An 18,030-nucleotide genomic window follows, 5' to 3' on the forward strand; every position below is an offset into this window, starting at 1 on the left:
ATTGAAAGTCGCTAAATTTATTAAGTTTATATAAGTCATTTTTAACAGATGGTTTAAACTTAAATAAAAGAGGTTTTGGTACGTACTGGTTCTAAATTACATTTTAGCTTTTCCACGGATGGAAAAGCTAATTGTTTATTTCGAGTCATTTTAATTGGGAAAGGAACTATAAAAGAAGTTAAGAGAGATAATAATTAGTCAAAAGTCATTTTGAATAGAAGTCTGACTTTAAGTTAAATCTACAATTTGTTCTTCGTTTACAGCAATCTTATATTGATTACGCCCATTGGTTTTTGCTTTATACAAAGCATGGTCAGCACGAGCTACAAAAGCAGAAATTGAATCGTTTAGACGAGGAATTGTGGTTGCAACTCCAACACTAATGGTGACATGTGGTGAAACATCACTGCATGGGTGCTCAATTGCAATTTTATCAACAGCATTCATTAAACGTTCAACTTGGATCAAGGCTTGCTGAGCATTTGTCATTGGAAATAATAGTAAAAATTCTTCACCTCCATAACGAGCAACTAAATCCCCACTACGGGCAGCAATAGAAGAAATAGCAATTGCGATTTCTTTTAAGCATTCATCACCCTTTAGATGTCCTAATGTGTCATTGTAAGATTTAAAATAGTCGATATCGACCATCATGATGGTAAGGGGCATTTCATGCCGTAAAGCACGACGCCATTCATTATCAAGTGTTTCATCTAGATAGCGTCGATTGGCTAAACCGGTGAGTGCGTCTTGTTGTGAAAGTAAAGATAATTGCTGTGCTTGCTGCATCAGTTCAATACGATTCAGCTCAATCATGCAGTTTTGTAAATAGTTTTCTCTATGTTGACGGTCTGTTGCATAGGCAAGGGTCATTCCTAAAAAACTACTGAAGGTGTAAGTCCGGTTCAAGAAGGTCCAGTCGATTACCCCATTTAAGTAATTACTTGCCAAAATTCCAACAACCCCGCCCATCCATCCAGCAAATATGGCGGTATAAAAGCGCATACCTACCGCACCATAGATAATCACAATCGCATACATCATCGCTGCATGAAAAAGAACATTATCTTGGCCATTTTCAATTACGTTAATTAAAATAAAGGTAATTGCCACAGCTAAAGCTGAACCGACTCCTACATAATAATCAAAATACTGATTTAATTTTTTAATAAATGATAAAATCCAGGCGATAAGAATGATTATACCTACCCAAGAATAATAGCTAAACCAGGGTAAAACTTGCTCAGTTGGTAAAACTTGATATATACCAAAGCTTAAAAATATATATAATATTAAAATAATAGGCGCTCTATAGCGGAACTCATAGGCAGCACCATTTTGGTATTGAAAACGATAAATCGTTTCAAGCTGCTTTGGAAACCATACGAAATTTAATCCTCGTGTGGTTAATAAATCTATTTGTTCCTGTCCCAATATATTGGAACCCTGCAACTTCATAATTAATGCTCACTATATTGGAAGTTGTCATAAAATGAGACTTATTTTAGTAAAGTTCCATCTAAAAATATTGATTATATAATGTGTGATTTATTCAAAATAATAATACAGTTTTTTTAAAAAAGTAATGATTTTTATCTGAGTTAAATGTGATAAAAATCACGACATTTCAACGATTAGCGTAACAATTATCTAAAGATTCACAATCCATCGAAAAAAGTTACAAATGGTCGATTAACGATTGTATCTTTATCATTTTCGGATAGACTTATACCGTGAAATACAGATGATTGCTGTCATATAAATAGGAAAATTAGCAATGACTGCTCTAAATCAATATGGAATGCATTTAGAAATTACACCGCATAATGGATGGTCACAGCAGTTCTGGGATGACCTGCTACCAGCGAAAGAACGGGTGAGTAAACATCCGTTTTTTTCGGAAATGGCCAATGGGGGATTGAGCCTAGATAGTTTCCGTTATGCTTTACTTAATTTCTATCCATTAGTCGCGCATTTCCCGTCATATATGGCAGGGGCGTTAGGCAAAGCAACGGGGTTTTCTGAACCTGGCGTTACAGAAGCACGAGATTGGTTAATCCAGAATATTAAGGTAGAAGAGCGACACTTAAAATGGTATCGCGACTGGGCTGGAGGTTTTGGCTTAACTGTTGATGAGCTTGATCATGTACGACCGCCAGCTGCGATGAATGCGGTGAATCATTTCTTATGGAATATGAGTCATCGCGGTAATTTAGCAGAATGCCTTGCTGCAACAAATCTGGCAATTGAATGGGCAACTGGGGATTGGTCGATTCAGGTCTATAAGGGTATTCATACCTATACTGATCATCCTGAAGTAACGATTGATAAACGTTCTTTAGCTTGGTTGCGTGCGCATGCTCACTATGATGATCTTCATCCTTATGAAGCCATGGAGCTGATTAAGCGTTTATGTAATGATCGTCCCGACTGGCAGCAAAAAGCTTTTCATGCTGCGGAAGAAGGGCTGCGGTATTATGAATTAGCCTTAGACGATTGTTATAAGGTACAGCTTCAAGCCTCTGCTTGATCTTATCTTAAAAAGGGAGGATATCGTATGGATATTCTCCCTTTTATTTTATTCGAGTAGTTTTAACAGTTTTGTTCGATAAGGCGTTTCTTCGGGTAATAACTCTAGCAAACGTTCCACTGCATCGACACGGTCAGGAACACGGCTTACCACTCGTAATAATTGATCAACATCTTCAATCTGATAGATTACGTGACTTAAACGGGCATCAAAACAGTCTCTCCATGCACACAAAAATGGACTTTCCGATTTAGCTAAAAAACTCCCTCTATAAAGCGTTAGTGTTGTCGATGTGAAACCCAAATTTAATGCTTGCTCCGCCATTAAAAAATCACATTGAATTTCACAGTTCAGTCGGTAAGGACGAGACTCGATCACATCGGGAATTAAGTTTCTGAGTTGAGAAAGTTCTGCTTTTAAAGTGGTCGTACTTACAGGCCGATCGCCATATAAAGAATAGTGAAGCTCTTCAAGATTAATTCCTTCAGGGCACAGTGTCAGAATGCACAGAATCTCAATTTGACGTTGAGTTAAAGTTAGGCTGCGTTGGTTATATTGAACTTTTGGAGTTCCAAAGGCCTTAATGTATAAAATATTTTTTTGGTGAAGCTGAATTGCTTGTTTCACAATGTCCGCACATCTCTCAACGGCTAAAATTCCCAATGAGTTATGCTTTTGATATTTAGTCGATAAATTCATAATCCCATAAAACTGGCCTGTGTTTGCATCGGTAATCGGCGCTGCATAGCAGACCCAATCTCTTACACTATTCATTTGGTTTTCGTGTGAGTAAACGCAGTTAGCTGAATGAGTATTTAATGCTAAACCAATTGCATTTTGTCCTACTGCCTGAGTAGACCATTGGCCGCCTTCAACAAAATGAACTTGCTCTGCCGAAGAGCGCATTGGATGACTGCTCCATGTCCAAAGTAGAGTGCCATGTGGGTCGGTCACACCAATTGCCATATCGGCATCTTCGGCAATGTGCATTAAGTTTCGGTGACACTCATGAATAGAACGTCCGAATAGTGAATGTTCCCATTCTTCGGTTAGGTCAAATAACGGAGCCGCTTCAAGGTCAACTGATGGCTTTTTTCCTAAATATTGAGAATGAGATGACTTTTCTGGCCGAAATAAAGACGGCGTAGTATCTATAAGAGGCGATGATAATTGTTCTGACATATCCATATCGAAATTCCTTTATCATTGAAATGGCGTATCCGTAGCCGCTCAACCGTTATAACTTTTTTATTGTGACTATTTCCTCGTTATCTCCTTACATTAAATACTTTTATAAGTCTTGACCATTAGCCTATTGGATAAGTTTTGTTAATTACATGATCTTTAAGATAAGACATCTTTTCGACTAAAAGGCTTTGGTACTTCTTCTCCAAAATATTGTCGGTCAGCAAAGTAGCTTGAACGGACCATAGGAGCACTCCAGATATTTTTAAAACCTAGCCGTTTGCCATGTCGCGTATATCTTTCAAATTCTTGTAAACTTACAAAACGATGAATAGGTGCATGTGATTTTGAAGGCTGTAAGTATTGTCCAATGGTAATAAGGTCTACTTGATAATCTTTTAAGTCGTTCAGTAGGGCAAGTACTTCTGCTTCAATTTCTCCTAATCCAACCATTAAACCAGATTTGGTTTTGATATCTGGACAATATGCTTTAAAGCATTTTAGTAGTTCCAATGAGTGCTGATAGTCTGAGCCTGGGCGCATTGCTTTATATAAACGCGGAACAGTTTCAATATTGTGATTAAAGACATCGGGAGGAGATAAACTCAAAGTTGAAAGAGCTGTCTCTAAACGACCGCGAAAATCGGGTACCAAAATTTCAATTAAAGTTTCTGGGCAGCGTTTTCTGATCTCTTCAATGCACTTTACAAAATGAGCAGCGCCACCATCATGTAGATCATCACGGTCTACAGAGGTAATCACTACATATTTTAAGTTTAAGTTTGCGACCGTTTCGGCCAAATGTTTAGGTTCATCTTCATCTAGGGGTTTTGGGCGACCATGAGCGACATCACAGAATGGACAACGTCTGGTGCAGATATCACCCATAATCATAAACGTTGCTGTACCTCCACCAAAGCATTCCGGTAAATTCGGACATGCCGCTTCTTCGCAAACGCTATGTAACTTTTGCTGACGTAAAAGGTTTTTTATACGTTTAATTTCTTCAAAATCTGTAATTTTTGCTCTAATCCACTCAGGTTTATTTGGCAACTCTTCTGTTGGTAAAACCTTAATTGGAATACGGGCGACTTTATCAGCTCCCCGTAATTTAATACCAGTTTCCACTTGTCTTTTAAAATCCATATTAATAATTCCATTTTATTTAAAACTTACTTAAACTCCTGCCTATTTAATTTAAAGACTAATTTAAATTTCCTTAATAAGTCACAATTAATTATAAACACAGGGTGTGGCGAGTATTATAAAATAACAAAGGTTGGTTAAAGGTTTGTTTTACAAGCTAATGAAAATTATAAAATTTTTTTAAATTTATTTTGAGTTGTTAAGTTTTTGAAATTAATAATTTAATTGGAAATATTTTAAATAAAAACTTTTTGGTCTAATAGATCAATTATTGAATTTGAGTTTAAGTATTTATAGCGAATTAGTATTTTCGCTTGAAACTTGGTTGATTTTTAAAATCAAGATAATAAAGGAAAAGGATATGCAATTAACGGAAGAGCAATTACTCGCAGCATATAAAAGCATGCGTGATATTCGTGAATTTGAAGATCGACTTCACGAAGAAAATACCAATGGTGATATTCCCGGCTTTATTCACTTATATAGTGGTGAAGAGGCTGTAGCAGTCGGTATTTGTGAGAATTTAACAGATAAAGACTACATCACTTCAACCCATCGTGGCCATGGACACTGTATTGCAAAAGGCTGTGATATTCACGGCATGATGCTGGAAATTTTCGGTAAAGATGATGGGCTGTGCCGAGGAAAAGGCGGTTCTATGCATATTGCCGATTTAGATAAAGGCATGCTGGGCGCCAACGGGATTGTGGGTGGTGGACCTCCTTTGGCAATTGGTGCTGCACTAACAGCTAAAACATTAAAGACAGGCGGTGTTGGGCTTTCTTTTACAGGTGATGGTGGTTCAAATCAGGGGCTTACCTTTGAAGCGATGAACATGGCTGTCGTACTTAAACTTCCTGTGATTTTTGTCTTTGAGAATAATGGGTTTGGTGAGGGTACAGGTCATGACTACGCGGTAGGTAGTAAAGACATTGCTGGGCGTGCAGCAGGTTTTGGTTTGCCGGCAGTTAAAGTCGATGGTACCGATTTCTTTGCTGTATATGAAGCGGCTCAAACTGCCATTGAACGTGCACGCCGTGGTGAAGGGCCAAGTGTTATTGAAACCATTACTAACCGTTTTTATGGACATTTTGAAGGTGATCCAGGGCTCATTCGCTCAAAAGAGGAAGTCGACTTTGTTAAAGAAAATAAAGACCCTTTGAAAATTTTCCGAGAAAAAGTTAAAGGCAAAATTGATGAAGCTAAATTAGAGGAGATTGATGCAGTGTCTAAGGCAAACGTTGATGATGCAGTTGCTAAAGCTCGTGCTGCGGCATATCCAAAACCAGAACAACTCCTTACCGACGTCTATGTCTCTTACTAAAGGAATAGTAAAGATGCCAAATAAAAGTTTTCGTAATGCGATTAAAGAAGCCATTGAATCAGAAATGCGTCGTGACCCAACTGTGTTCGTGTTGGGGGAAGATGTACGCGGTGGACATGGCGGTAAAAATACCGAAGATAACCAGCTTGAAGGTTTCGGTGGTGTGCTGGGTGTAACTAAAGGTTTGTGGACAGAATTTGGTTCGGAGCGTGTTATTGATACACCAATTACTGAATCTGCAATTATTGGTATGGCGGCTGGCGCTGCTGCAACTGGTTTACGTCCTGTTGCCGATCTAATGTTTATGGATTTTTATGGCGTGTGTCATGACATGCTTTATAACCAAGCCGCTAAATTCCGTTACATGTTTGGTGGAAAAGCAAAAGCGCCAATGGTGGTGCGAGGTATGATTGGTGCAGGTTTTTCTGCAGCAGCTCAGCACTCTCAGTCACCATATAACGTATTTGCCGCAGTTCCAGGTTTAAAAGTTGTGGTCCCATCTAGCCCATATGATGTGAAAGGACTTTTAATTCAGGCTATTCGAGATGATGACCCTGTCGTTTTCTGTGAGCACAAAATGCTCTATGACATTAAAGGTGATGTTCCTGATGAAGCCTATACCATTCCTTTTGGGGTAGCAAATTACACCCGTGAAGGTACAGACGTAACCATTATTGCTTTAGGTTTGATGGTACACCGCGCTAATGAAGTAGCAGATAAGCTAGCAAAAGATGGTATTTCGGTTGAAGTAGTAGACCCTCGAACAATTTCTCCTCTTGATGAAGAAGGAATTTTAGAGTCTGTGGCATCGACAGGGCGTGTTGTGATTGTGGATGAGTCAGCGGCACGCTGTGGTTTTGGTCATGATGTTGCTGCATTAGTTGCACAGAAAGGTTTCCATTATTTAAAAGCACCTGTTGAACTCGTAACGCCACCACATACGCCTGTTCCATTCTCACCAGTTTTAGAAAAAGAATGGATTCCAAGTGTAGAGCGTATTGAGCAAGCTGTGCGAAAAACATTGGAGGCTTAGGATGAGCGAAATTAAAACGCTGGAGATCCCGAAATGGGGATTATCCATGGAAGAGGGCACGATCGCCCAATGGTTGATTAAAGAGGGTGATAGCTTTAATAAGGGCGATGAAATTTGTGAAATTGAAACCACAAAAATCGTCAATGTGTTAGAAGCACCTTTTGCGGGAACACTGCGTAAAATCTTAGCAAAAGACGGTGATACTTTACCTGTAGGTGGTCTTATTGCTGTATGTGCTGAAAGCCAAGTTTCTGATGCAGAAATTGAAAATTTTATTACATCACTAGGTGGTTCAGCAGCTAAAGCACCTGAAACATCTTCAGAACAAAGTAAAGCGGAAACATCTGCACCTGCTGTTGAAAAAGCGGAACAACCAAAGACTGTCGCAACAAGTACTTCAGCTCCTGTAAAAGCAGCTAAAGGTGGTTACGATGTATCCGAGTCATTACAAGGCTATCAAGCATCTAATAAGCTTTTTGCAACTCCACATGCCTTGAAACTTGCTGAAAAGCATAATGTTAATTTGGCAAAAGTGACGGGTTCTGGTCGTGAAGGGCGTATTAGTGTTCAAGACATCCAGAAGGCTGTGCAAGCTGCTGGAGGCCAGTGGCCTGATGTTAAACAGCAACATCAAGCTAAAGTGGTTAAATCTACTGCCGATGATAGCCGTGTTTTGGCAACACCTGTTGCACGCCGTTTGGCAAAACAATGGGGTATTAACCTCAATGACTGCCGTGTTTCAGGTACCAGAGGCCGCGTTTGCAAAGAAGATGTTGAAGCGGTTTACAACCGTAATAACTCAACGGTGGGAAGTGAACAGTCTACTCAGTGTGCTGTTGCTCAACCACAATCGACAATCATCACAGTCGCGATGAATGGTATGCGTAAAGCGATTGCCTCACGCTTGCAAGCGGCAAAACGTAATGCGCCACATTTCCGTCTTGTAGTCGATCTAAACGTAGAAGCACTTCAAAATTTACGTAAGCAGATTAATGAGACTGTTCCACAGGTGAAGCTATCTATTAATGACATGCTGATTAAAGCGGCAGCAGCAGCACTCATTAAAGTACCTGAAGTGAATGTTCAATTTGATGAAGCTACACAATCGATTCTGCAATTTTCACAAGCCGATATTTCAGTGGCTGTGGCGATTCCAAACGGTTTAATTACACCAATTGTGAAAGCCGCCAATCAGAAGTCTTTAGCACAGATTTCCGAGGACATGCGTGATTTGGCAACGCGTGCCAAGATTGGAAAGTTACAACCTGACGAATTTCAGGGAGGCAGCTTTAGCATTTCAAATTTAGGAATGTTAGGCGTTAAACAGTTCGATGCCATCATTAATCCACCGCAAGGCGCAATTATGGCATTGGGTGCTTCAGAACCACGTGCTGTCGTTGAAAATGGAAATGTAGTGGTTCGTGAAATTGTCACAGCGACATTGTCATGTGATCACCGAGTCATTGACGGTGCTGTAGGTGCAAAGTTCTTGGCCAGCTTTAAGCAGTTTGTTGAAAACCCTGCTTTAATTTTGGTGTAGGAGAACCCGCATGTCAGAAACTCAATTCGATTTGATTGTGATTGGTGCGGGACCGGGTGGATATGTGGCTGCAATTCGTGCAGCCCAGCTCGGGCTAAAAACCGCAATTGTAGAAGAGCAACATTTGGGCGGAATATGCCTGAATTGGGGGTGTATTCCAACCAAAGCTCTATTGGCTGGCGCAGAGTTGGCAACTCAATTTAAAAATGCAGCACAGTTTGGTTTTCAGGTATCCCAACTCGATTTTGATATTCAAAAGCTTGTGCAACATAGCCGACAAGTTTCAGCACAGTTGGTACAGGGCATTGATTACTTGCTAAAAAAGAATCAAGTGACTGTGTTTAATGGTCGTGCTCAACTTACAGCGAAAGAAAAACTTGAAGTGACCGATACTCAAGGTAATAGTCAGGCTTTGAGCGCCCCACATATTATTTTGGCAACTGGAGCTAAAGCTCGACATGTTCCTCAGCTTCTTGTCGATGGAACATATGTCTGGAGCTATAAAGAAGCGCTTATTCCAGAAGAACTGCCAAAAAGCTTACTCGTCGTTGGTTCGGGTGCAATTGGTAGTGAGTTTGCCAGCCTCTATCAAGACTTGGGGTGTCAGGTCACGCTTATTGATTTAGCTAAGCAGATTCTACCGACCGAAGATGCAGAAGTTGCTCAATTTGTTAGAAAACAATTTGAACAAAAAGGAATGAAGGTCCTAACGGATGCTGTTGTCCAAAGTATTCAAATTGAAAATGGGCAAGTTCACTGTGTAATTGAAACGGCAAATGATGTTCAAACAGTCGTTTTTGACCGTGTGCTTTCGGCAATTGGTGTACAGCCTAATACTGCGGGACTAGGATTGGAACGTTTAGGTGTAGAACTGAACCCGCAAGGTTTTGTGGCAATTGATGATTATTGTAAAACCAATGTTGTAGGCCTCTACGCAATTGGTGATGTAGCAGGTGCGCCGTGTCTTGCCCACAAAGCAAGCCATGAAGCAATGATATGTGTTGAAAAAATTGCTGGCGTAGCAAACGTGCATTCACTCGACCGTAGCCAAATTCCGGGTTGCATTTTTACTCATCCACAAGTGGCTAGCATTGGTCTGACTGAAAGTGCAGCAAAAGCGCAGAACCTACCTGTCCGAATCGGCAAGTTTTCTTTAACTGCGAATGGCAAAGCTTTGGCAATTGGAGATGCGTCAGGTTTCGTTAAAACTGTCATACATGCAGAAACGGGCGAGCTACTTGGTGCACACATGGTGGGCCATGAAGTGACCGAGCATATTCAAGGTTTCGCAATTGCTAAATATCTAGAAGCAACTGATGAAAGTCTAGCTCAAGTGATTTTCCCACATCCAACTTTATCAGAAGCCATGCATGAATCCATTTTGGCTTCAATGCAACGAGCGATTCATATGTAGAAATTCTGCATTTACAGGAGTTGAAAATGGTTAAGGGATTAAAAAATAAAGTCGCGTTAGTGACAGGGGCAGCTCAAGGCATTGGCCGTGGGATTGCCCTGCGCTTGGCGCAAGATGGTGTACACATTGCATTGGTCGATATGAAACAAGATCGACTCAATGCTGTACAGCAAGAGATTCAAGCTTTAGGCGTAAATGCCAGTACGTTTATTGCCGATGTCAGTGACCGAGAGCAAGTTTATGCTGCGATTAATCATGCTGAGCAGACGCTTGGTGGCTTTGACATCATGATTAATAATGCTGGAATTGCTCAGGTTCAGGCTATTGCTGATACAACACCAGATGAGTTTCACAAAATCGTTGATATCAATATTGGCGGTGTACTGTGGGGCATACAGGCTGCTGCTACAAAATTTAAGCAACGCCAACATAAAGGCAAAATCATTAATGCTTGCTCAATTGCAGGCCATGATGGGTTTGCTCTGTTGGGTATTTATTCTGCTACCAAGTTTGCAGTTCGTGCGCTTACCCAAGCCGCTGCAAAAGAATATGCCAGTCACGGTATTACGGTAAACGGCTATTGTCCCGGAATTGTCGGAACTGACATGTGGGTTGAAATCGATAAACGGTTTGCTGAAATTACCGGTGCGGCTATAGGTGAGACCTATAAAAAATATGTAGAAGGCATTGCTTTAGGTAGAGCCCAAACACCAGAGGATGTCGCTGCATTAGTTGCTTTTCTGGCAAGTGAAGATTCAGATTACATTACGGGTCAATCGATTTTAACGGACGGCGGAATTGTCTATCGCTAAAACAACATCCTGATTTGAGGGGGATAATAATGAAAGCAGCGCGTTTTTATGACAGAGGCGATATCCGTATTGAGGATATCCCAGAACCAGAAGTCACTCCCGGCACTGTAGGTATTCAGGTGGCTTGGTGTGGAATTTGTGGTACAGATTTGCATGAATTTATGGAAGGACCGATTTTTATTCCACCGTGTGGACATCCTCACCCTATTTCAGGCGAATCTGCGCCAATCACCATGGGACATGAGTTCTCTGGTGTTGTATATGCAGTCGGTGAAGGTGTTGATGATATTGAAGTCGGTCAACATGTGGTCGTAGAGCCTTATATTGTGGCAGATGATGTACCAACGGGGCCGGGAGACAACTATCATCTTTCAAAAAACATGAACTTTATTGGTTTAGGTGGTCGTGGTGGTGGTTTGTCGGAAAAAATTGCGGTTAAACGCCGTTGGGTGCATCCCATTTCCAATAAAATTCCATTAGATCAGGCGGCCTTGATTGAACCGTTATCGGTTGGTCATCATGCCTATGTAAGAAGTGGGGCAAAAGCTGGTGATATTGCTCTGGTTGGTGGTGCTGGCCCAATTGGTTTATTGCTTTCAGCAATTTTAAAAGCGAAAGGGCTTACCGTCATCATTACCGAGCTGAGTGCAAAACGTAAAGAAAAAGCCAAAGAGTCGGGAGTTGCAGATTATATTTTAGATCCATCAGAGGTTGATGTTGTTTCTGAGGTCATGAAAATCACCAAGGGTGACGGAGTCGATGTTGCGTTTGAATGTAGTAGCGTGAACAAAGTTTTAGATACTTTGGTTGCGGCTGTGAAACCTACAGGCGTTATTGTTATTGTTTCGATTTGGAGCCATCCAGCATCTATTAATGTCCATAGTGTGGTGATGAAAGAGCTTGATGTACGAGGAACAATTGCCTATGTGAATGATCATCAGGAAACCATTAAGCTGGTTGAAGAAGGTAAAATAAATCTGGAACCATTTATTACCCAGCGTATTCAACTTGATGATTTGATTTCACAAGGTTTTGAAACCTTAATTCATAACAATGAGTCCGCCGTTAAGATTATCGTACAGCCATAAGTAGACATTTAAACCAATAAAAAGAGCGATAATTCGCTCTTTTTATTAAAGTAAATTGTTATTTTGGGCTTCAATAATAGGGGGTAATGGCTGCCCTAAAGAGCTTAAAGACTCTCGTTCAATCAAACGAACAATTGAATCAAGCGGTAAATCATTTTCTTGTAAACCAAAAGGTTCTTCAATTTGGGCACTTAAGGCATCTAACCCTAAAAACATGTAGGCAATTAAGCCAACAATAAGTGGTGTCCAAATACCTAAAGCTGCTTCAAGACTAAAAGGCAATATGAAACAGAAACAGTAAACAGCGCGATGTAAAAGTACTGAATATGAATAGGGCAAAGGTGTACCAGCAATTCGGTCACAACCTGCTTGAATATTACCTAGCTCAACAATATGACGTGTCAATGTGCTGTAGATAATGTCACTAATTTCGCCATCTTTTAACGCTTTGACTAAATCTTTTTGAATATTTTCGAGTACAAACTGAGGCGCGTTAATATGCTCATTTAGATAATCGAGTGAAGAGTTATTTAAATAAGCATGTTCAAGAAATTTCGTTGGCTCTGCTGTTTGTTGGCGCAAACGGTCGCGCAATAAATTACTAAAAATTAAGACCTGATGAATTAAATTTTCACGTTGTTCATTGGATAGAACATGACTATCTCTGACAATATGCCTTGCATTTGCAATTAAAGCGCCCCATAACTTGCGTCCTTCCCACCAACGGTCATAACACGCGTTATTTCTAAAACCGGTACAAATTGAAAGAATCACACCAAAGATGGTAAATCCAATTGCGGGAACGGTAGGGATTTGAATCCAATGATAATAAGAAAGCCAGACTACACATGCTGAAATAAGAACAACAAAACTCAATGCTGGTAAAACTTTGGGTAGAACTGTTCCTTTCCATGCAAATAAGAGTTTAAAAACGCTGTTTTTATCGCGAACAATCATAGAAAGCCTTTGAACTAACGGACCTAACCAAGTGCTGTATGATACGCCTTAGATCAGATAAATACCTACCTAAAGCTTATGTTTTTGTCTATATCGCCAAAGCGTAGTGCGGCTAATTCCAAAAATATTAGCGACCATATTCAGGTTGTGGTTATATTTTTCCAAAGCTGCTTGCACATTTTCTGGACTAAGCTCCGTATTTGTCTCTGGTAATTTAACGTAATCCTCAGCATTTAAGAGTTCATTCGGTAAGTCTTCGACTTCAATTTCATCTTTACCATTTGCCATTGTTAAAGCATAAAGCAATGTGTTTTTAAGCTCGCGAACATTCCCTGGCCAATCATAGTTAAGCAAAACTTGCATGGCTTTTTGATTGACTTGATGAGGCATTGTGTCGAGTTGCGTGGAGCTTTCTTTTAAAATCTGATCGACAATGAGTGGAATATCGACTTTACGTTCTCTAAGAGGCGGTATAAAAATTGGAATCACGCGTAAACGATAGAGTAGATCGTGGCGGAAACGCCCAGCCTTAGCTTCCTCACGTAAAGCTTTGTGCGTTGCTGTAATAATGCGCACATTGGCCTGAATAGGTTTTTCACCACCGACCGGTGTAAATTCACCTGTCTCTAGTATCCGTAATAATTTAGCTTGTAGCTCTAAAGGGATCTCGGCAATTTCATCAAGAAAAAGGGTTCCGCCGGCGGCACGTTCAAATACACCTTTATGGTCGCGAATTGCTCCAGTAAAAGCGCCTTTAACATGCCCAAATAGTTCGCTTTCTAAAATATTTGCATTTAGAGCAGCACAGTTAATGGCTACAAAAATTTTGTTCTTACGTTGGCTATAATCATGAATAGCCTTTGCCACCAGTTCTTTACCACTACCAGATTCGCCTCGGACGAGCACTGGAAACTCAGTAATTGCCACTCTTTGAATAATTGAAAACATGCGGGCCATTTCTGGTGAGCAACTATTAAAAACCTTGGCTAAGTCTTGTAACTGCTCTGTTAATTGCACTTGATCAGCAATATCATCTTCTGTGCCAACTGGCTGTAAAATATGTAACTTCCCAATAAAATGGTTTTCGCTAATATAAATATCATGCTCTTGATAGATAAATCGCTTTTTAATTTTATGTGTATTAATTTCAAGATATTGATTGTGATGATCTTGAGTAAGCGCTGCCATGCTCTCAACGGAAATGTCATCTGTATTAAATTTATAGTGAATTGCGTGAGTCGTTGTGTCTGCTAAAAACAGACTCGCATTTGGGAATAAAGCTTTTAATTGCTCAAATAAAATAAAAAAATCTTGTTCTGATTCAAAATTTAACTTTGCCATTGTCTGTGTTTCACCATTGTTTCATTGAAACATACTAAAGTTGCATAGAAACATCAAGTAGTGTTTATTTTCCGGACTTAAATTCAATTATTGGCTTAAATATTTGATTTTTATATTTATTATTTAAATTAAAATAATTGGCATCTTATTTGCAAAATATAGGAAAGAAATAAATTATTAGGGTATAAATCATGTTCTTTAAGCAGTTTTTTGAGCAGGAAAGTTCGACTTATACATATATGCTTGGGTGTGAAGAAACACGAGAGGCTGTTTTAATTGACCCAGTTGCATCAGATATAGAGATTTATACAAAAGAATTAGAGCAGCATCAATTTACACTCATCTATACCTTAGATACACATGTTCATGCAGACCATATTACGGCTGCGAATTTGCTGCGTGAACGCTTTCATTGCAAATCAGTTTTACACCGAAATTCAGGTGTAAATTGCGGAGATATTTTAATCACAGATGGTTGCACGCTTAAATTGGGCAACCTTAGTATTGAAGCGCGTTATACACCAGGTCATACCAATGCTTGTACGAGTTATCTGGTTGGAAACATGGTTTTCACTGGGGATGCATTGTTAATTGATGGTTGTGGTCGAACTGACTTCCAAGAGGGTAATGCTGGAACGCTCTATGACAGTATTCATAAACAACTTTTCAGTTTGCCGGACGATACAATTGTTTATCCGGGACATGATTATAAAGGACGTTTATCTTCGACTATTGCTAATGAACGTTTATATAACTCACGTTTAGGCCAAAAACGCTCCCGTGAAGATTTTATTAAATTAATGGTTGATTTAAATCTGCCATATCCAAAACAGATCGATAAAGCATTACCAGCTAATCAAGCCTGTGGCTCAACTTCGCAATCTTAGGGTGGCAATATGGAACTCAAACGAATTAATCAAGATTTTTATGTTGCTGGTCAAATCACTGCTGATGAAGTCGCAAAAATTGCGGATCAGGGGATAAAAACTCTGATATGTAACCGTCCAGATGGAGAAGGTGTAGACCAACCCAATGTGATTGAAATTGAAGAAGCAGCTCAGCGACATGGCCTAAATGTAATTTATCAACCAGTGACAAGTGGCAAAATTACCGATCAGCAAGTTACCGAGTTTAAGCAGTTTTACCACAATACTCAGAAACCTGTTTTAGCGTATTGCCGCTCTGGCATGCGTGCCATCAGTCTATGGGCTTTAGCGGAAGTTGATCCTTCAAATGCAGCCCTTTTAGTCGAAACAGGTAACAAACTTGGTTTTAACTTGAAAGGCTTAGTGCCACGTATTTTAAAACGTGATCATGAACCAGCAACGATTCCTTGCTATAGCGTTGTGATTGTGGGGGCTGGTGCAGCTGGAATTTCTGTAGCGTCTAGTCTCTTATGCCGTGAACCGAACTTAGATATTGTCATTATTGATCCAGCAGATACGCATTATTATCAACCCGGCTGGACCATGGTAGGGGCTGGTATTTTTAAGCCGCAAGTAACAGCACGCTCAATGGCAAGTGTGATTCCATCAAAAGTTAAATGGATGAAAGCTGCTGTTGCCGGATTCGACCCTGAGCACAATCAGGTTATTCTGGAAGGATGCCAACCCATTCAATATAAAGCGTTGGTCGTATGTCCCGGTTTAAAACTGAATTGGCATGGGATTGAAGGTTTAGTCGAAACCCTTGGTAAAAATGGGGTGACCTCTAACTATCGATATGACTTAGCGCCGTATACATGGGAACTGGTACAACAACTAAACGGTGGAAAGGCGATCTTTACCCAACCACCTATGCCGATTAAATGTGCGGGTGCTCCTCAAAAAGCAATGTATCTTTCAGCCGACTATTGGTTAAAGCACGGCAAACTTAAAGATATTTCTATCCATTTTTATAACACCGGCGGTGTTTTATTTGGTGTGAAAGAATATGTACCTGCACTGATGCAATATGTCGAAAAATATGGTTCTGAACTGCACTTTAACCATCAACTTGTCAAAGTAGATGGGCCTGCGAAGAAGGCTTGGTTTAAGGTAGTGAACGATGAAAATGCGGAACTGGTAGAAAGCGATTTTGACATGTTGCATGTTGTTCCACCGCAACAAGCGCCTGATTTCATTCGTGCCAGTACTCTAACAGATGAAGCTGGATGGGTGAGTGTTAACCCGCAAACCTTACAACACACCGAGCATGCCAATATTTTTGCTGTAGGCGACGTGATGAATGCGCCTAATGCCAAGACTGCTGCGGCAGCACGTGCACAAGCTCCAATAGTCGCTGTGAATGTTCTTGCGAAACTAAAAGGTGAGCAGAACTTTTGTGAGTATAACGGTTATGGTTCATGTCCACTGACTGTAGAGCGTGGAAAAATCGTTCTGGCTGAGTTTGGCTACGGTGGCAAGCTGCTTCCAAGTTTTCCCAAATGGGTGATTGATGGGCAGAAACCATCTCGCTTGGCTTGGTTACTTAAAGAGCGAATTTTGCCACCGATTTATTGGCAAGGCATGCTCAAAGGCCGCGAATGGATGGTCAAACCTGAGCAAGGTTAAACAAAGCAACGCTTTGTACGAGCGCAAGGCGAAAGCTGTGCTTGAGCGGAAGAGGATAAGTAAAGCAACGCTTTACCCTGAGAAGCGATTGAAGCTTCGCAAGAAGACGAAAGCTGTGTTCGAGTGGAAGAGGATAAGAAAAGCAACGCTTTTTCCTGAGAAGCGGCTAAAGCTTCGAAGAAGGCGAGAACTAGGTTCGAGTAAACACAGTAGTTCATTGCAAATGAAAAACATGAAATTTTAGGCTTCTGATATGTTATTACTTGTCGTTGAAGGCATTGTGATTGGCTTTTTACTTGGTCTAACTGGCGCTGGTGGCGGTATTCTTGCTGTACCTGCACTAATGACAAGCCAAGGCTGGAGTGTAGCTCAAGCAGCACCTATTGGTTTATTGGCAGTTGCGCTGTCTACACTGATTGGAACGATTGAAGGGCTATTTAAAAAGATGGTTCGTTATCGTGCTGCAATCTGGATTGCCATTATTGGCGCACCTATAGCACATATCGGAATTTTAATAGCCAACACGATTTCTCCTGTTTGGCTCATGCTCATGTTTAGCTTAGTCATGTTTACAGTAGGCTATCGACTCATCAGCAACCGAGTTTCGGATTTCCACAACCCACCGTGTCAGGTTAACCCAAGTACGGGGCGTTTCATCTGGAATTTTAAAACGGGAAGTGTTCTTGCGAGTATCGGGATTATTGCTGGGCTTTTAACTGGAATGTTAGGCGTTGGCGGTGGTTTTGTGATCGTACCTGCACTTAGAAAAGTCACTAATCTCGACATGCATAGTATTGTTGCCACCTCTCTTATGATTATTTTTCTCATTAGTGGAATAAGTATTGTGATGCATATTGCAGAGGGTTTTCACTATCCAGTAGGCATTACCAGTGCGTTTGCACTCGCATGTGCATTCGGTATGTTGTTAGGCCGCCGAGCCATTCGTTTCATTCCGGCTGCAATTGTACAAAAAGTCTTTGCTTTAATGGTTTTTGCTGTCGCAATTTATATGGTAGTTAAGATTGTTAATCTCACAAATATCTAAGTGATATAGTATTTTAACTTACCTTTATAAATACAAAATTTCCAAATGAAGCCTTAACATTAA

At 40.4% G+C, this 18,030-nt stretch carries 15 protein-coding genes; 10 read left to right on the forward strand and 5 right to left on the reverse strand.

Annotated features, from left to right (window positions below; translation table 11 throughout):
* Positions 1 to 228: 228 nt before the first annotated feature.
* Positions 229 to 1,458, reverse strand: a complete 1,230-nt coding sequence (locus ACLBWE_RS01100) for a GGDEF domain-containing protein (protein WP_348949323.1) — start codon at positions 1,456 to 1,458, stop codon at positions 229 to 231.
* A 319-nt stretch (positions 1,459 to 1,777) separates the two neighbouring features.
* On the opposite strand from ACLBWE_RS01100, the gene ACLBWE_RS01105 reads away from it, so the two are divergent.
* Complete coding sequence (locus tag ACLBWE_RS01105) at positions 1,778 to 2,530, forward strand: TenA family transcriptional regulator (protein ID WP_003651630.1); 753 nt, start codon at positions 1,778 to 1,780, stop codon at positions 2,528 to 2,530.
* Positions 2,531 to 2,578: 48 nt separating this feature from the next.
* Here the strand turns inward: ACLBWE_RS01105 and ACLBWE_RS01110 are convergent, their stop codons facing one another.
* Positions 2,579 to 3,718, reverse strand: a complete 1,140-nt coding sequence (locus ACLBWE_RS01110) for a transcriptional regulator (protein WP_424612964.1) — start codon at positions 3,716 to 3,718, stop codon at positions 2,579 to 2,581.
* Between the two features lie 156 nt (positions 3,719 to 3,874).
* Positions 3,875 to 4,861 carry a lipoyl synthase gene (lipA, locus tag ACLBWE_RS01115; protein WP_447600604.1) on the reverse strand — a complete coding sequence of 329 codons (987 nt, stop codon included), beginning with the start codon at positions 4,859 to 4,861 and terminating at the stop codon, positions 3,875 to 3,877.
* Between the two features lie 361 nt (positions 4,862 to 5,222).
* Between lipA and ACLBWE_RS01120 the strand changes: the two genes are divergently transcribed.
* The 6 genes from ACLBWE_RS01120 to ACLBWE_RS01145 are packed head-to-tail and all read left to right on the forward strand — an operon-like array spanning position 5,223 to position 12,072.
* On the forward strand, positions 5,223 to 6,185 hold the full coding sequence (locus ACLBWE_RS01120; RefSeq protein ID WP_447600606.1) for a thiamine pyrophosphate-dependent dehydrogenase E1 component subunit alpha: 963 nt from the start codon (positions 5,223 to 5,225) through the stop codon (positions 6,183 to 6,185).
* 13 nt (positions 6,186 to 6,198) lie between these two features.
* A complete protein-coding gene (locus tag ACLBWE_RS01125; protein ID WP_416657737.1) occupies positions 6,199 to 7,218 on the forward strand; it encodes an alpha-ketoacid dehydrogenase subunit beta in 1,020 nt (339 codons plus the stop codon).
* Between the two features lies 1 nt (position 7,219).
* Positions 7,220 to 8,758, forward strand: coding sequence for a 2-oxo acid dehydrogenase subunit E2 (locus ACLBWE_RS01130; RefSeq protein ID WP_447600608.1), 1,539 nt, complete (start codon positions 7,220 to 7,222; stop codon positions 8,756 to 8,758).
* Positions 8,759 to 8,768: 10 nt separating this feature from the next.
* Entirely contained in the window at positions 8,769 to 10,172 is a 1,404-nt protein-coding gene (lpdA, locus tag ACLBWE_RS01135; RefSeq protein ID WP_447600610.1) for a dihydrolipoyl dehydrogenase, read from the forward strand.
* Positions 10,173 to 10,198: 26 nt separating this feature from the next.
* Positions 10,199 to 10,984 (forward strand): acetoin reductase, encoded by a 786-nt coding sequence (locus ACLBWE_RS01140; RefSeq protein WP_447600612.1) that lies wholly within the window; start codon positions 10,199 to 10,201, stop codon positions 10,982 to 10,984.
* Between the two features lie 29 nt (positions 10,985 to 11,013).
* Positions 11,014 to 12,072: a 2,3-butanediol dehydrogenase gene (locus tag ACLBWE_RS01145; RefSeq protein WP_447600614.1), complete on the forward strand. Its 1,059-nt coding sequence runs from the start codon at positions 11,014 to 11,016 to the stop codon at positions 12,070 to 12,072.
* A gap of 45 nt (positions 12,073 to 12,117) precedes the next feature.
* Here the strand turns inward: ACLBWE_RS01145 and ACLBWE_RS01150 are convergent, their stop codons facing one another.
* Both ACLBWE_RS01150 and ACLBWE_RS01155 read right to left on the reverse strand, forming a co-directional pair.
* Entirely contained in the window at positions 12,118 to 13,029 is a 912-nt protein-coding gene (locus ACLBWE_RS01150; protein WP_348949310.1) for a bestrophin family protein, read from the reverse strand.
* A 69-nt stretch (positions 13,030 to 13,098) separates the two neighbouring features.
* Positions 13,099 to 14,370, reverse strand: coding sequence for a sigma-54 interaction domain-containing protein (locus ACLBWE_RS01155; protein ID WP_447600616.1), 1,272 nt, complete (start codon positions 14,368 to 14,370; stop codon positions 13,099 to 13,101).
* 191 nt (positions 14,371 to 14,561) lie between these two features.
* Between ACLBWE_RS01155 and ACLBWE_RS01160 the strand changes: the two genes are divergently transcribed.
* From ACLBWE_RS01160 to ACLBWE_RS01170, 3 genes are all read left to right on the forward strand, one after another.
* Entirely contained in the window at positions 14,562 to 15,257 is a 696-nt protein-coding gene (locus ACLBWE_RS01160; protein WP_447600618.1) for an MBL fold metallo-hydrolase, read from the forward strand.
* Positions 15,258 to 15,266: 9 nt separating this feature from the next.
* On the forward strand, positions 15,267 to 16,922 hold the full coding sequence (locus tag ACLBWE_RS01165) for a TIGR01244 family sulfur transferase (protein ID WP_447600620.1): 1,656 nt from the start codon (positions 15,267 to 15,269) through the stop codon (positions 16,920 to 16,922).
* Positions 16,923 to 17,175: 253 nt separating this feature from the next.
* Positions 17,176 to 17,967, forward strand: a complete 792-nt coding sequence (locus ACLBWE_RS01170; protein WP_447600622.1) for a sulfite exporter TauE/SafE family protein — start codon at positions 17,176 to 17,178, stop codon at positions 17,965 to 17,967.
* Positions 17,968 to 18,030: the final 63 nt, after the last annotated feature.

It is taken from the genome of Acinetobacter sp. M5A5_2a (genome assembly GCF_053345265.1).

Excerpts from the sequence above, each read along its gene's own strand:
- ACLBWE_RS01100 (WP_348949323.1), bottom strand. The coding sequence starts at position 1,458 with ATGAAGTTGCAGGGTTCCAATATATTGGGACAGGAACAAATAGATTTA.
- ACLBWE_RS01105 (WP_003651630.1), top strand. The coding sequence starts at position 1,778 with ATGACTGCTCTAAATCAATATGGAATGCATTTAGAAATTACACCGCAT.
- ACLBWE_RS01110 (WP_424612964.1), bottom strand. The coding sequence starts at position 3,718 with ATGGATATGTCAGAACAATTATCATCGCCTCTTATAGATACTACGCCG.
- lipA (WP_447600604.1), bottom strand. The coding sequence starts at position 4,861 with ATGGATTTTAAAAGACAAGTGGAAACTGGTATTAAATTACGGGGAGCT.
- ACLBWE_RS01120 (WP_447600606.1), top strand. The coding sequence starts at position 5,223 with ATGCAATTAACGGAAGAGCAATTACTCGCAGCATATAAAAGCATGCGT.
- ACLBWE_RS01125 (WP_416657737.1), top strand. The coding sequence starts at position 6,199 with ATGCCAAATAAAAGTTTTCGTAATGCGATTAAAGAAGCCATTGAATCA.
- ACLBWE_RS01130 (WP_447600608.1), top strand. The coding sequence starts at position 7,220 with ATGAGCGAAATTAAAACGCTGGAGATCCCGAAATGGGGATTATCCATG.
- lpdA (WP_447600610.1), top strand. The coding sequence starts at position 8,769 with ATGTCAGAAACTCAATTCGATTTGATTGTGATTGGTGCGGGACCGGGT.
- ACLBWE_RS01140 (WP_447600612.1), top strand. The coding sequence starts at position 10,199 with ATGGTTAAGGGATTAAAAAATAAAGTCGCGTTAGTGACAGGGGCAGCT.
- ACLBWE_RS01145 (WP_447600614.1), top strand. The coding sequence starts at position 11,014 with ATGAAAGCAGCGCGTTTTTATGACAGAGGCGATATCCGTATTGAGGAT.
- ACLBWE_RS01150 (WP_348949310.1), bottom strand. The coding sequence starts at position 13,029 with ATGATTGTTCGCGATAAAAACAGCGTTTTTAAACTCTTATTTGCATGG.
- ACLBWE_RS01155 (WP_447600616.1), bottom strand. The coding sequence starts at position 14,370 with ATGGCAAAGTTAAATTTTGAATCAGAACAAGATTTTTTTATTTTATTT.
- ACLBWE_RS01160 (WP_447600618.1), top strand. The coding sequence starts at position 14,562 with ATGTTCTTTAAGCAGTTTTTTGAGCAGGAAAGTTCGACTTATACATAT.
- ACLBWE_RS01165 (WP_447600620.1), top strand. The coding sequence starts at position 15,267 with ATGGAACTCAAACGAATTAATCAAGATTTTTATGTTGCTGGTCAAATC.
- ACLBWE_RS01170 (WP_447600622.1), top strand. The coding sequence starts at position 17,176 with ATGTTATTACTTGTCGTTGAAGGCATTGTGATTGGCTTTTTACTTGGT.